This window comes from Frankia sp. CcI49, assembly GCF_001983215.1.
Classification (GTDB): Bacteria; Actinomycetota; Actinomycetes; order Frankiales; family Frankiaceae; genus Parafrankia; species Parafrankia irregularis.
The window spans coordinates 181,489-196,142 of the sequence record NZ_MOWP01000029.1 but is presented as its reverse complement, the minus strand read 5'-3'; the positions used below and the strand labels follow the sequence as shown (position 1 = coordinate 196,142).

At 72.0% G+C, this 14,654-nt stretch carries 10 protein-coding genes; all 10 read right to left on the bottom strand.

Translation table 11 applies throughout. The features are described 5' to 3' along the window. Positions 1–21 precede the first annotated feature (21 nt). Positions 22–1,233: an LLM class flavin-dependent oxidoreductase gene (locus CcI49_RS26865; RefSeq protein ID WP_241840254.1), complete on the bottom strand. Its 1,212-nt coding sequence runs from the start codon at positions 1,231–1,233 to the stop codon at positions 22–24. After that, positions 1,233–3,308, bottom strand: coding sequence for an ABC transporter ATP-binding protein (locus tag CcI49_RS26860; RefSeq protein WP_076830492.1), 2,076 nt, complete (start codon positions 3,306–3,308; stop codon positions 1,233–1,235). Before CcI49_RS26860 ends, CcI49_RS26865 begins: the two co-directional genes overlap by 1 nt. Continuing rightward, positions 3,301–5,226: an ABC transporter ATP-binding protein gene (locus CcI49_RS26855; RefSeq protein WP_347280142.1), complete on the bottom strand. Its 1,926-nt coding sequence runs from the start codon at positions 5,224–5,226 to the stop codon at positions 3,301–3,303. The genes CcI49_RS26860 and CcI49_RS26855 overlap by 8 nt, the downstream gene beginning before the upstream one ends. After that, the gene (locus CcI49_RS26850; RefSeq protein WP_241840253.1) at positions 5,219–7,072 is read right to left on the bottom strand and encodes an ABC transporter ATP-binding protein; all 1,854 of its coding nucleotides are present in this window, start codon (positions 7,070–7,072) and stop codon (positions 5,219–5,221) included. The genes CcI49_RS26855 and CcI49_RS26850 overlap by 8 nt, the downstream gene beginning before the upstream one ends. Beyond that, positions 7,069–8,067 (bottom strand): ABC transporter permease, encoded by a 999-nt coding sequence (locus tag CcI49_RS26845; RefSeq protein WP_054564488.1) that lies wholly within the window; start codon positions 8,065–8,067, stop codon positions 7,069–7,071. Before CcI49_RS26845 ends, CcI49_RS26850 begins: the two co-directional genes overlap by 4 nt. Next, the gene (locus tag CcI49_RS26840) at positions 8,064–9,023 is read right to left on the bottom strand and encodes an ABC transporter permease (RefSeq protein ID WP_054564489.1); all 960 of its coding nucleotides are present in this window, start codon (positions 9,021–9,023) and stop codon (positions 8,064–8,066) included. Before CcI49_RS26840 ends, CcI49_RS26845 begins: the two co-directional genes overlap by 4 nt. A gap of 23 nt (positions 9,024–9,046) precedes the next feature. Continuing rightward, positions 9,047–10,711, bottom strand: coding sequence for an ABC transporter substrate-binding protein (locus CcI49_RS26835; RefSeq protein ID WP_235497532.1), 1,665 nt, complete (start codon positions 10,709–10,711; stop codon positions 9,047–9,049). Between the two features lie 62 nt (positions 10,712–10,773). Then, on the bottom strand, positions 10,774–12,006 hold the full coding sequence (locus tag CcI49_RS26830; protein WP_083749730.1) for an acyl-CoA dehydrogenase family protein: 1,233 nt from the start codon (positions 12,004–12,006) through the stop codon (positions 10,774–10,776). Then, positions 12,003–13,217, bottom strand: coding sequence for an LLM class flavin-dependent oxidoreductase (locus tag CcI49_RS26825; protein WP_076830488.1), 1,215 nt, complete (start codon positions 13,215–13,217; stop codon positions 12,003–12,005). The genes CcI49_RS26830 and CcI49_RS26825 overlap by 4 nt, the downstream gene beginning before the upstream one ends. After that, entirely contained in the window at positions 13,214–14,401 is a 1,188-nt protein-coding gene (locus CcI49_RS26820) for an LLM class flavin-dependent oxidoreductase (RefSeq protein ID WP_054564492.1), read from the bottom strand. Before CcI49_RS26820 ends, CcI49_RS26825 begins: the two co-directional genes overlap by 4 nt. Between the last annotated feature and the right edge of the window lie 253 nt (positions 14,402–14,654).

The following is a 14,654-nucleotide window of genomic DNA, read 5'->3' as shown; positions in this document are numbered from 1 at the left end:
TCGAGAGGTGATGACCGGGTGCTATGACGTCCGACCGCCGGTGGTCGGTGCCCAGCCGAGGCGCGGGGCCACGGTTGTGGCGATGTCCTCCAGCAGGCGCAGGTTCTCCCGGAGGCCGAACGCGGGCGGCAGGAAGGCGATCAGGTCGTCGGCGAGCGCAACGCTGGGGTCGGCGAGAAGCTGGTCGACGACCTCGTACGGATCACCGTGGTGGACCGGGCTCATGGTGAACCTGGCGGACGAACCCGGCGTGAGCTGCGTGGAAACCGGCGTGAGCTGCGTGGGAACCGGCGTGCCCACCCCACCGGCCCGGGAAGCCGACGGAGCCAGCAAGGTCGACGAGGTCAGCGAGGTCGGGGTCGGCCGCGCCAGCGGGGTCGGCCGCGCCAGCGGGGTCGACGGGGCGAGCGGGGTCGCCCGAGCCAGCGGGGTCAGTGCGCCTGGCGGGCGGGATGCCGCCGGGCCCTGGGTGCGTCGTTCCTCGTCGTAGGCGGCGTAACGGCGGCGGAGCTCGGGGGATGTGGCCGGCAGAACGGAGCGGGCCACCGCCACCTGCGCCGGGGACGTCGCCGGGTGGACGGAGCGGTAGGCCCTGATCGCGCGGGCGAGCTCGGCACCGTAGTCGTCGATCTGGCCGCTCAGGATGGTGCTGAGCAGCAGCCGCAGCCCCTGGCGTCCGACCCGTTCGGCGGAGGCCACCGAGCCGGCGCCGTACCAGACCCGGTCCGCGAGGCCGGGGCTCGTCGGCCGCACGGTCAGCTCGGTGCCCGCGGCCACCATGCCGGCGAGGTCGCCCACGACTCCGACCTGTTCACCGCGGACGGCGCGCAGGAAGGCGGCGAGCCGGGTCTGGGACTGTTCCCGCCCGTCGTTCGGCTCCTGGCCGAAGACGCTGTCGAAGCCGCCCTGGCCGGTGCCGAGGCCGAGCTGCAGACGTCCGGAGCTGAGCAGGTCGGCGGTCGCGGCGGCCTCGGCGAGCAGGATCGGCTCCTCGTAGCGGACGCCGATGATGGCGGTGCCCAGGCCGATCCGGTCGGTGTGCTGTGCGACCGCGGCGTGGAACACCAGCGGGGAGGCCAGGTAGTTGTCGAAGTGGCGCTGGTAGACCCAGCCGGTGTCGTAGCCGAGCTGTTCGGCGACGCGGAACAGCTCGATGCCGTCGCGCAGGGCCTGCGCGGCGCCGCCGGTGGGGAAGGAGATCCGCGCGTTGAAACCGAGCCGCGCCGATGTCATCAGGTGCTCCTGTCGTTCCGGAGGGTGTGGCGCGACGCCGATTCGCGGTGCTCGTCGCCGTCGCCTTCCGTCCGTTCCTCCCGTGGGCGGGGGACGTGGTCGGCGGCGACGGTGTGGTCGACCCAGACGGCGTGTAGGTCCGCGTAGCGTCCGGGACGTGTGACGAGGTCGGCGTGGCGGCCGTTCTGGACGATTCGGCCGTCGTCGAAGACGAGGATGCGGTCGGCGCGCTCGGCGGTGACCATGCGGTGCGCGATCGAGATGGTGGTGCGGCCGACGGTGAGCGCGTCGAGGGCGTGTTGCACGCGGACGTCGGTGGCCGGGTCGACGCCGCTGGTGGCCTCGTCGAGCACGAGCAGGTCCGGGTCGACCAGCGCGGTGCGGGCGAGCGCGACGAGCTGGCGTTCGCCGGCTGACAGCCGCGCGCCGCGCACCCCGACGCGGGTGTCGATGCCGTCGGGCAGGGTCTCGATCCAGGGGCGCAGGCCGAGCGAGTCGACGATCTCGTCCAGTGCTTCCCGAGCCTCGGGGGCCCGGGTGTCACCGTGGACTCCGGCGAGGATGTTGTCGGCGATCGTGGCGTCGAACAGGAACGGGTCCTGCGGGACTATGGCGATCCGGCGTTGGAACGACCGGTCGCCGACCTGGGCGATCGGGATGCCGCCGAGCAGGACGCGCCCGCGCCGCGCCGAGAGCTGGCGGGTCAGCAGCCGGGCGAACGTGCTCTTGCCGGATCCGGTCTCGCCGACGACGGCGACGTGCTCCCCAGGGTCGATGCCGATGGTGACGTCGCGCAGCGCGAGCAAGCCGTCTCCGGCGGCGACATCGCCGACGTTGGCGGCGGAGTCCCCGCCAGCCGAGCCCCCGCCAGCCGAGCCCCCGCCAGCCGAGTCCCCGCCGGCGGCGAGGCCGGCGTTGGCAGTGACGCCGACGTTGGCGTCCCCGTAGGAAGCGGCGACGCCGTGCAGGTCGACGGCGATCGGGCCGGGTGGGAGCTCGCGGGCGCCCGGCCCGGCGACCACCGCGGACGGGGTGGCCAGCACCTCGATCGCCCGCCGCCAGCCGGCGACCGCGCTCTGCACCTCGCCGAGCATCGTCACCAGCAGCTGAAGCGGGCGGACGAAGAAGGTCACCAGCAGCAACAACGCGACCAGCTCACCGGCGGACAGCTCCAGCCCCGGCTCCCACCAGGTGTTGTCCACGGACCACCGGACACCGGCGATGACGATGAAGGTGGTGATGAACGAGATCGCCACCTCGCCGAGCGCGGTGTTGGTGTGCAGCGGGACCAGGGTGTGGCGCTGGGCGGCCGCGACCTGTTCGATCGACTCGTCGGCGGCGGCGCGGCTGCGCCGCTCGGTGCCGGTGGAGCGGATGACGGCGATGCCGATGATGGCTTCGCCGATGACGGACTGCATCGCCGACACCCGCTCCCGCACAACGCTGAAACGACGTCCGACGACTGCCTGGATGCGTCGCATGACGACGAGCAGCAGCGCGGCCGCGGCGAGCACCGGCAGTGCGAGCTGCCAGGAGTAGATCGAGATGAGAACCGCGGCAATCACCATCTGGGCGGCGTTGACCAGCAGCAGGACGCCGCCGTTCTGGACGAAGGTGGTCACCGTGTCGAGATCGCTGGTCAGCCGGCTGACCAGGTCGGCGCTGGGGATCCGGGCGAACCGCTCGTAGGAGATCTCGTGGATGCGGGCGACGCCGTCCGCGCGCAGCTGGGCGAGCGCGGCCTCGGTGCGCCGGAAGACGCGCCGGTTGAGCCACCCGGACGCCGCCGCTGCCAGCACCGTGGCTCCCGCGCCGACGCCGACGGCACGCAGGACGACGTCCGCGGTGCCGGTGTGCGGGTGGAGCAGACCATGGTCGAGGGCGTACTGGACGGTGAGCGGGGTGACGATACGCCCGGCCCCGGCGACGAAGGCGAGCAGCAGGGTGAGCGCCAGGCCGCTGGTCAGCATCGGGGTGGTGGTGCGCAGCAGGTGGATGAGGGTCCGTCCCCGGGCCCCGGCGAGATCAGCCAGCCGGGCGGGAGCGGGGGCCGAGGCCGGGTTGGTGCTACTCATCGCCCGAGCCGTGGTCGTTGCCGAACCCGTGGTCGGGGTGCCAGCCGTGGCCGGGATGCGAGCTGTGGTCGGCGTAGGCGTGCAGGATGCGCCGGTACTCGGGCTCGGTGGCCAGCAGCTCGGGGTGGGTGCCCACGGCGGCGAGACGGCCGGCGCGCAGGAAGGCGACCCGGTCGGCGACCAGGACGGAGCTGGGGCGCCCGCCGACGATGAGCACGGTCACCCGTCCGCGCAGCTCGGCGATCGCGGCGAGGACGTCGCGTTCGACGGCCGGGTCGAGCGCGGAGGTGGCGTCGTCGAGCAGCAGCACGCCCGGCTCGCGGACCAGCGCGCGGGCCAGGCACAACCGCTGGCGCTGGCCGCCGGACAGCCGGGCACCCCGCTCCCCGACCCGGGTGTCGAGGCCGGCGGGCAACGCACGGACCACGTTCTCGGCGCCGGCGGAGGCGAGTGCCCGCCACAGCTCGGCGTCGGTGTACGGGCGGTGCTCGCGGGGATGCCCGTCGAGCTGCAGGTTCTCCCGCACGCTGCCGGCGAACAGCCACGGGCTCTGGGAGACCACAGCCAGCCGCGCGGCGATCTGCCCACGGCCGAGCTCGGCGGCCGGGACACCTCCGATCTCGACCACACCCTCGGACGGATCGAGCTGGCGGCCGAGCAGGTCGACGAGGGTGCTCTTGCCCGAGCCGGTCGCCCCGACCAGCGCGACGATCTCCCCGGGGGCGATGTCGAGGTCGACGTCCGAGAGCAGCTGGGTCCCGCCGACCGCGTAGCCGGCGCCCCGCGTCCGCAGGCCGATCCCACCCGGCTTCAGGGGGCTGGCCAGGGTTCGGTCGCCGTGCTCGGTGGTTTCGGTGGAGTGGATGACGGCGGCGACCCTGGTCCGCCCGGCGGTCGAGATCGGCAGCATGGACAGGAAACGGCTGATGACGTTGAGCGGGATGGAGATCGTGAGCAGCAGGTAGACGACTTCGACGAGCACGCCGACGCTCAGCTCTCCGGACTCGACCTGGTGCGCGCCGACGGCGAGGACGCCGAGCACGGCCACCGTCGGCAGCAGCTCGATGACCGGGTCGAACACCGAGCTGACCAGGCCCATCGCGAGGTTGGCGTCCCGCAGGCCGTGCGCGGCGGCGCCGACCCGCGCGCGCTCCCGGTCGGCGAGGCCGAGGGTCCGCACGACCTGGCCGCCGTCGATGCTCTCCAGCGCGAGCGCGCCGAAGACCCCGCGCTGCGCCTGGGCGGCGGCGGCCCGCGGGGCGAGCACGCGCTGGTAGAGCAGGTTGAGGCCGAGCACGGCCAGTACCAGCGCGACGCCGACGAGGCCGAGGGCGGCGGCGCGCAGGACCATCTCGATGATCGCGACGACGAGCATCACGACCATGCCGACCGTGAAGTAGAAGTTGAGCATCGGCAGCCACAGCGCGTCCACGTCGGCGACCGCGGTCGACAGCAGCTGGCCGGGGGCGTGCCGGCGGTGCCACGACAGACCGAGATGCAGGTAGCGGTCGACGACCGCCCGCCGGACGTCCGCCTGGGAGCCGTGCTGGACGAACCCGGTGGCGATCCCCCGGGCGATGATCGTCATCCAGCGTACGGTGGAGACGCCGACGATCGCCCCGGCCGCGATCCACCAGGCGGCACGCCCGACGTCGTCGCCGGCCAGTGCCGGGACGATCAGGTGGTCGGTGGCCCAGCCGATCGCGATCGCACCGAGGATCATGGTCGTGCCGTTGATGATCCCGGTGACAGCCGCGAGCAGGGCTGGCACCGGGTGGGCGAGGGAGCCGTCCAGCATGGTCCGCAGTCCGGGCCAGACCGTCGCCTCCCCGCCGCGGACGTCCCGAGCAGGGGCGGCGCTGGGACCGGCGGCGCTGGGACCGGCAGCGCTGGAGCCGGCGCCGCGCCGGTCAGGCATGCACGGGCACGCCGGCTCCGGCCGAGAGGGCGGCGCTGCGCTGGCCGGGGATGGCCTCGATCAGCTCCCGGGTGTATTCGCTGCGCGGCGAGCCGAAGACCTCGGCCACGGCGCCCGACTCGGCGACCTTCCCACGATTGAGCACTGTCACAGTGTGCGAGATCTGGGCGACGATGGACAGATCGTGCGAGATGAACAGGTAGCTCAGGCCGAGGCGTTCCTGCAGGTCACGCAGCAGCGCGAGGATCTGCTCCTGCACCGAGACGTCGAGCGCCGAGACGGGCTCGTCGAGCAGCACCACCTCGGGTTCGAGGGCGAGCGAGCGGGCGATCGCGACCCGCTGGCGCTGCCCGCCGGACAGCTCCGCGGGCAGCCGGTCCAGGTATGAGGCGGGCAGCGCGACCTGGTCGAGCAGTTCCACCGCGCGGGCGCGGCGGCTGCGGCGGTCACCGATCCCGAACGACGCAAGCGGCTCGATGATGCTGCGGCCGATGCTGAACCGCGGGTCGAGCGAGGCGAACGGGTTCTGGTGGACGAGCTGGACCTTGCGCCGCAGCGGACGGGTCTGCCGCCAGCCCTGGTCGGTGATGTCCACGCCGTCGAGCAGGACCCGTCCGCCGGTGGCCTTCTCCAGGCCGAGCGCGAGGCGCAACGCCGTGGTCTTGCCAGAACCTGACTCGCCGACCAGCGCATGGGTGCGCCCGCGGGCGACCTGCAGCGACACGTCGTCCAGGGCCAGGAAGGACCCGGACTGCCGGCCTGGCAGCGGGTAGCGCTTGGTCAGGTTCTCCAGCCGGATCACCGGGTCGGGCGTGGCGACCTCGTCGRGACGCAGCACCAGGCGGGGCACGATCCGGCCGCCGTGGGCGAGGCCGGGGGCGGCCGCGATGAGCCGCCGGGTGTACTCCTGCTCGGGGTTGACCAGGATCCGTCCCGGGACGCCCTGCTCGACGATCGAGCCATCCTGCAGGACGAGCACCCGGTCGCTGCGGTCGGCGGCGACGGCGAGGTCGTGCGTGATGATCAGCAGCGAGATCCCGGACTCGCGGACCAGCCCCTCGATGTGGTCGAGGATCCTGCGCTGCACGGTGACGTCCAGGGCGCTCGTCGGCTCGTCGGCGATGATCATCTGCGGCCGGCCGGCCAGCGCGATGGCGATGAGCACCCGCTGGCGCAGGCCACCGGACAGCTCGTGCGGATACTGGCGGGCCCGCAGCTCGGGGTCGTCGATGCCCGCCTGCGTGAGGAACTCCAGCACCTCCGCACGGACCTGGTCACCGCTCACCCCGCGCAGCCGGATGCCCTCGGCGACCTGCGCGCCGATCCGGCGGGTGGGGTTGAGGCCGACCATCGGGTCCTGGGGCACCAGGCTGACCACCCGGCCGCGCAGCCCGCGCAGCACCCGCTCCCGCGCCCCGACCACCTCGACCCGCCGGGCACCGTCGCCGTCGCCGCTGTCTCCGCTGTCGCCGTCGCCGCCGCTGTTGCGGCCGAGGTCGAAGGTCACGGTGCCGCCGGTGACGCGGGCGTTGTCGGGCAGCAGACCGATGAGGGTGTTGGCGATCGTTGACTTGCCGGATCCGGACTCGCCGACGAGTGCGACGGTCTCACCGCGGGCGATGGTCAGGCTGACCCCGCGCACGGCGGGCACCGTCCGGCGCCGCCGCACATAGCCGACCTCGAGGTCCGTCACCGTCACCAGCGGACCGGTCGGCGCCGCGGAACCGCCTAGTACGGAGGAACCCGGTTCCTCGGAACCGCCGGCCAGCGCCGCGGAACCGGCCGGTACCGCGGAACCGTCCGGCCCGGCCACCGCGGCCGACGCGAGTGCGTCGTCCTGCGTCATCGTTCGCGCTCCTGGATGGTCTTCGAGACGTGGTTGAGGCTCAGCACTGCCGCGGCGACGAAGAGCCCGGGCAGCAGTGACACCCACGGGGCGGTGACCAGGTAGTTGCGGCCGGCGGAGATCAGCGTCCCCCACTCGGCCGCCGGCGGCGTTGCCCCGAAGCCGAGGAAGCTCAGCGAGGCGATGTAGAGGATCGCCACGCCGGTGTCGAGGACGGCGAGCACCCCGACCGGTCCCCACGAGTTGGGCAGCACATGGGTCAGCAGCACCCGCGGCCACGACGCCCCGCCCGCCCGGGACGCCTCCACGAACGGCAGGGTCTTGACCCGCAGCACCTCGGCGCGGGTGGTGCGCGCGAACGCCGGCATGATGCCGACCCCGACGGCGATCGCCACCGGCACGGTGCCGAACCCGAGGGCGGTGACGATGGCCAGGCACAGCAGCAGCACGGGTATCGCGAGCTGGACGTCCACGATCCGCATGAGCAGGGCGTCGAAGAAGCCGCCGGCCAGCCCGGAGAGCACCCCGAGCGCGAGGCCGACGACGATCGCGATGCCCACCGCGATGAGCGCGGCCTTGATCGTCAACTGGGAGCCGTAGAGCATCCGGGTCCACAGGTCACGGCCGAGCTCGTCGGTGCCGAACAGGTGGTTCAGGCTCGGCGAGTCCAGCCGCTCCGCCGGCGCGGTCGCGTACGGGTCGCGGGAGGTGAACAGCCCCGGCGCGAACGCGGAGACCACGACGAACGCGATGAACAGCACGGCGAGCACGAAGCCGGGCTTCACGGCGAGCGTGCGGGTCGTCGCGCGCAGCCCGACCCAGCGGCCGCCCGGCTCCGAGTCGGCGATCACGCGCTCGCTGAGCAGCGTGTCGCCCGCACCCGATGCCGCCCGCCCCGCGGCCGGCTTCGCAACCGCGACCGGAGCTGCGGCGGCGGGAGCTGCGGCGGCGGATACCTCCGTACCGGTCGCCTCCGGAACGACTGACGTGGTCATATCGTGACCTCCTTCCGCTGGCCTTGGACGATGCGCGGGTCGAGCAGCGGGTAGAGCAGGTCGACCACGAGGTTGACGACGACGAAGACCGCGGCTGACAGCGAGACGATCGCGAGCACGACCGGGACGTCCTGGGCGAGCACCGCCTCCTGGGCGAGCTTGCCGACGCCGTTTCGGGAGAACACCGTCTCGACGACGATCGAGCTGGTGACGGTGAGGCCGACGAGCACGCCCAGGACCGTCGTCGCAGGCAGCAGCGCGTTGCGGAACCCGTGATGCCACTGCACGGCGGCGCGGGAGAGCCCCTTCGCCCGGGCCGTGACGATGTAGGGCTGGCGCAGCGTGTCGTCGAAGCTGCGCATCAGCACCGCGGCGAGCTGGGATGACACCAGGATCGAGATGGTGATCGTCGGCATCACCAGCGACTTCCAGCCCCTGATACCCGTGGCGGGCAGCAGGCCGAGCTCGAACGAGAGGAACTGGATCAGCACCAGCGCGATGAAGAACTGCGGGAAGGAGGCCCCGAACGACGGCAGCCGGGTGAGGACCAGCCGGGCCGGCCGCCACCGCACGTAGGAGGCCAGGTAGGCGAGCGCCGTCCCGGCCAGCAGTGCGACGACGGCGGCGGCCAGGCTCAGGGTGAGGGTCGGGGCCAGCCGGTCGCCGATCAGGCTGGCGACCGGCTGCTGCTTGGCGATYGACTCTCCGAGGTCGCCGCGCAGAAAGCCCCACAGGTCGGAGAAGTACTGCTCCAGGATGGGGCGGTCGAGCCCGTACCTGGCCTTCGCCGTGTGCAGTTCCGCGGGGGTGAGGCTGTCGGTCTCGATCCCCGCCGCTCCCAGTTGCAGGGCGACCGGGTCGCTCGGCAGCAGGTAGAGGACCGCGAAGGTCACGGTGTAGGCAGCCCAGAGCACGCCGAGTGCCTGGACGAACCGACCGAGGATGTACCGCGTCATGACTCTCCTCCCCCGCGGCCCGGCTACTGCTGCTTCCAGACGTCGTTGAGCTTCAGGAAGCTCTCGGACGTGAAGGCGAAGCCGTGGACGTCCTTGCTGACGCCGGCGAACTGCACCCGCTCGTACTGCGGGAAGGCGACGCCCTCGTCGATGAGCAGGGCCTGCAGGTCGGCGTAGGCCTGCTTGCGCACCGCGTCGTCGGTGGTCTCACGGGCCTTGGCGAACAGCGCCTGGATCTTCGCCGTGGTCTCCGGGGCCGCCGCGTTGGTCGCCAGCGCCTTCGAGGTGGCGTACTTCGGGTCGAGCAGGAACTGCAGCGCGCCCGGGTCGGCCCGGGTGAAGTAGCTGCTGGCCAGGTCGTAGGCGCCGTTCTTGTACGTCGCGGGGAGCTCGGCTGCGGGCTTCACATCGATCTTCAGCTCGATGCCGACCTTCTTCAGCTGGTCCTGGATCAGCTCGGAGCTGACCGACAGGGAGCTGGTCGGGAACACCACGGTGAGGCGCTTGCCGTCCTTGTAGCGGTAGCCACCCTCGCCCGGCTTCCAGCCGGCCTCCTCCAGCAGCTTGATCGCGCCGTCGGGGTCGTAGGCCAGCTTGCCGGCCTGGGAGGCGTAGAACGGCGTCGTGTTGTCGAAGGCCCCGCCGACGACCGGGTAGTCGTCACCGAAGCTCGTCTTCGCGTACGTCGCGAGGTCGATGCCCTTGTAGAGCGCCTGGCGGACCTTGAGGTCCGACAGGACGTGGCCCGCGCTCGCGTTGGGGTAGTACGCGGAGGCCACACCGGGCAGCGACCGTGACTCGATGACGCCACCGGACTTCTTGATCAGCTCGCGGTCCTCGACCGTGATCGGGCTGCGCGGCCAGGAGATGTCGATCGCACCGCTGACCAGGTTGCCGGTGCGGACGCTGTCCTCGGCGACGTAGCTGAACTCGACCCGGTCGAGGTGTGCCTCACCGGTGTTCTTCGACAGCGCCGAGCCCCAGGTGTAGCCGGTGCGCTTCTGCAGCACGGTGAGCTCGTTCGGCTTGTAGCTCTCCAGGGTGAACGCCCCGGAGCCGACGTACTGGCCGAGGCAGCGCTCCTTGGCGGTCTTCCTGTACGAGTCCGGCGAGATGATCGCCAGGTTCGTGGTGGAGCTGGCCTGCAGGAAGGACGAGTTCGGTGCCGAGAAGACGACCTTGACGGTGAGCGGGTCCACCACCTCGGTGTGGTCGAGGCCGAGGATGTAGCTGGACCCGTAGGCGGTGCCGCCGGTCTCCTTGACCACGCCCTGGGCACCGTCGAAGTTCGCCTTGACCGCGGCGGCGTCCAGCTTGGTGCCGTCGCTGAAGGTCACACCGTCACGCAGGTGGAAGGTGTATTCCTTGCCGTCGGTGCTGACCTCCCAGCTCTTGGCCAGCCAGGGCTTGATCTCCCCGGTCTTCGGGTCCTGGTCGGTCAGCGAGTCCGCGACGTTGCGGATCACCGTGCGGTGCTCGATCCAGTAGGTCTGGAACGGGTCGAGGCAGGTGAACTGCGGGTTGTCGGGGAAGAAGGCGACCTTCAGGGTCCCGCCGGCGACCGGTTCGGCCGCCGTGGAGGTTGCGCCGCCCTCGTCGTCCGAGGAGCCGCACGCGGTCAGGCCCAGCGCTGCCGTGACGGCCAGGGCTGTCGCGGCAATGCCGCGCCGGGACATACGTCTCGTCATCGAATTCTTTCTTTCTCGTCTCTCGTGGGAGATGAACTACGAACCCGGGGTGAGTTGAGGAGCTAAAGGCCGAGCAGGCGGCGGCCGGAGGCCAGCAGGGCGGTGTCCTCCTGGGGCGGATGAACCCGCACGCACAGGACGTCCCGCAGCAGGCGTTCGAACGGCAGATGCCGACTCAGCCCCGGATTTCCCAGTACGGCGACAGCGGTGTTGACCGCCGCTATCACCGAACGCGCGATCTGGACCTTCAGCACCGAAAGCTGCGGCAGATGGTCGGTGTCACCGCTCTGCGCCCGCAGCAGCACACCGAACAGCAACGTCTCGGCCTGCGCGATCTGCGCGTCGATCTCGCCGGCCGCCGCCTGGATCCGGTCGGTGGTGGCGATCGGGCGTCCCAGTGCCGTCGRCACCCGCTCCTGCGCGTACCGCACGAACGCGCTGCGCGCCGCCCGGGCGACCCCGATGTACAGGGCCGGATGCCCGAACAGGCCGATCGAGGCCATCGCCGCCGGGTCGCGGTAGACCCCGTCCGGGCCGCGCGGGATCTCGACGAAGGCGTCCGCCGGCAGCTCGACGTTCGTGTACTCGACGTCGTGGGTGTTCGACGCCCGCAGGCCCAGGTGGTCCCAGGTGTCGATCCAGGTGATGCCGGGCAGGTCACCCGGGACGACCACGTGGCCGACCCGCGGCCGCTCCGGGTCGCCACCCGGTTCGTCCGCCACCACCCACACCACGTGGTAGGCCAGCGCGGTGCCGCCCGTCGCGTACGCCTTGCGGCCGTTGAGCACCCAGCCGTCCGCCGTGCGCGTCACCGTGGTCTTCGGCAGACCACCACGTGCTGGCGCGCCCAGCTCCGGTTCGGCCCGCACCGAGTTCGCCAGCGCCACGCCCGCCACGCTGCGCCGCAGCAGATCGGCGTAGTAGGCCGGCGGCCAGCTGGCGGCCAGGCCCTGAATCTGATGGGTGCCCAGGTTGTTCGCGGCGATCAGGCCGACCGAGGCGTCGCCCTCGCCCAGCGCGATCAGGATGCGCGCCATGTCGACCTGCCCGACGCCCGGCCCGCCGAACTGGGGCGCCACCGTCGCGGTGAGCAGCCCCGCCCGGTGCGCGGCGGTGAGCCCCGGCAGGGGAATCTCACCGGTGCGGTCGTACGCGCCCGCGGTGGACGCGATCTCGGCGGTGACCGCGGCGAGCGCCTCCGCCGACAGGTCCGGCACCGGAAGGCCCGCAACCGGAAGGCCCGCGCTCGCCGCGCTCGCCGCGCTCGGGGCCGGCTCCCCCACCACCGCCGTCATCGGGAGGCCGCCGAGGTGGCGAGGTCGAAGCCGGGAGCGAGCGCCCCCGGATGGTCGGCCTGCAGGGTGCCGCGTTTCCCGGTCGCGGCCCGGTGGGCCAGCTCCTGGCGGACCAGCGGCAGTATGTAGCGGCCGTAGTCGATGGCGTCGGCGAGGGTGTCGTAGCCCCGGATCGACACCAGGCTCGCGCCCTGGTCGACGTAGTCCAGGATCGCCGCCGCCACCGTCTCCGGGCTGCCGACCAGCGCCGTCGACGCGCCCGCACCGCCGGTCGCCGCCGCGGTCCTGGTCCACAGGGCACGGTCGTAGACGTCCGACTGTGCGGCGAACTCCAGGGCCCGCTGCGAACCGACGTTCTGCGGGCCGGTGGCCGTGCCGAGGTACCGCTTGTGGTAGTTCCCGCCCTTGAACGTACGTTCGATCTTCGCCACGTAGTCGTGGGCCTTCTCCCAGGCCAGCTTGTCGGTCTGGGCGATGATCGGCCGGAAGGTCACCCAGATCCGCGGGCGGTCGGCCCGACCGGCCGCCGCGGCGATACCGTTCACCCGGTCGATCTCGCTGCGCAGGTCGGCGAGCGGCTCACCCCAGAAGCTGAAGATGTCCGCCTTGGCTCCGCCGACTTCGAACGCCGCGTCCGACTGGCCACCGATCGAGATCGGGATCGTCTTCCCGTACGGCGCGAAACCGGGGCCGAAGTCGTCGAACTTGTAGAACTCGCCGGAGTGGCTGAACGGGCTGGTTTCCGTCCAGGCGCGGCGGAGCAGGTCGATGAACTCGCTGGTGCGGTCGTAGCGGCGGTCCTTGGGCAGGTAGTCGCCCTGGCGGGCCTGCTCGGCGTCGCTGCCGCCGGAAATGAGGTGGACGACGGCGCGGCCCTCGGTGAGCTGGTCGAGCGTCGCCAGCTGCTGGGCGGCCACCAGCGGGAAGGCGGTGTTCGGCCGCACCGCGACGATCGGCCGCAGCCGCTCGGTGAGCTGCCCGACCGCCGAGGCGATGACGAACGAGTCGGCGCTGTTCGAGCCGTACGGCAGCAGCGTGTAGTCGTAGCCGGACTCCTCCAGCCAGCGCACGTACCGGCGGAAGTAGGCCAGGTCGATGCCGCGGCTGGGCACCGGGTTGAGCTCCGTCGACGGGTTCAGGTGCGACAGGCTGATGAACTCGACCTGCGGCGACGCGGTGGCGGGCAGCTCAGTCGAAGAAGGCTCGGTCATCGGGCGCTCCCGGTGGTGTCAGCGGATGCCGCGGCGGCGAGCTCGGGCGCGCGGTGGTAGCCGGCGTCGGTGGGGACGATCTCGCCGCGCCGTCCGGTCGCCTCGCGGTGCGCGAGCTCCTGGCGGACGAGCGGAATGATGTGACGGGTGTAGTCGAGCGCGTCGTTGAAGTTGTCGTAGCCGCGGATGGAGATCAGGTCCGCGCCGAGGTCGACGTAGTCCAGGATCGCCGCGGCCACCGTCTCCGGCGTGCCGACCAGGGCCGTCGAGGCGCCGCCCGCGTTCGTGGCGATCGCCGGCGCCGTCCACAAGGCCCGGTCGTGCAGGTCACCGGCGCGGGCCGCGGCCAGCAGCCGCTGCGACCCGACGTTGGGCGGCGGTGCCTTCAGGTCCTGCCGGAGCCCAGGGGTCCGCGCCACGCCGGCGTTGGTCCGCAGCGCGTCCAGGACTCGGGCGGCCTTCTCCCAGGCCAGCTCCTCGGTGGCGGCGATGATCGGCCGGAAGGTCACCCAGATCCGCGGCCGGTCGGTGCGCCCGGCGAGGCGCGCCTGCTCGCCGACCGCGTCGATCTGCTCCTTCGTCTCCCGCAACGGCTCGCCCCACAGGCCGAAGATGTCGCCCAGCGCGCCACCGACCCGGTACGCCTCCGCCGACGAGCCACCGACGGACACGGGAATCGTCCCGTTCGTCGGGCGGACCACCGAGACGAAATCCTCGAACGAGTAGTAGGTGCCAGAGTGGTCGAACGGTGTCGTCGAGCTCCAGGCCTTGCGCAGGATCTCGATGTACTCGGCCTGCCGGAGGTAGCGCTCGCTCTTGCTGAGCCGGTCCCCCTCGCGGGCCTGCTCCTGGTCACTTCCGCCGGCGATGAAGTGCACCACCACCCGGCCGCCGCTGAGCTGGTCGATCGTCGCGAGCTGCTTGGCGGCGACGGTCGGGTACATGGTGTTCGGCCGCAGCGCGATGATCGGCTTGATGTGCTCGGTGAACTGGGTGAGCGCCGCCGCCACCGTGAAGGGGTCGTGGCCCGCCGAGTGGTAAGGAACCAGCGTGTAGTCGAAACCACCCTCGTCGAGCAGCCTGGCGTACCGCTTCAGATAGGACGGGTCCAGCCCGCTCAACCGAAGCTGGTTCAGCTCGTTGGACGGATTGACGTTGATGGCGCTGATGAACTCGACGGTCACGAAATACCTCCGCGAGGCGGGACAGGCGTCCACGCCTGGACTGACTGCCAGAAGCGAGGGCTGAGGGCGCACGGTTGGGGGCGCAGGGCTGAGGGCTGAGGGTTGGGGGCGCGGGCCGGGGGCTGACGGAGAGACGGGCTGGCGAAGAAACGGCCGGAAGGCGGGCACGCCTGAGCGCGCTTGGACGCGGGCAGGCCACCGGCCTGATCTCGGCCGCGAGGCAGCCCGATCGGCTTCCGGGGCACACCGGTCT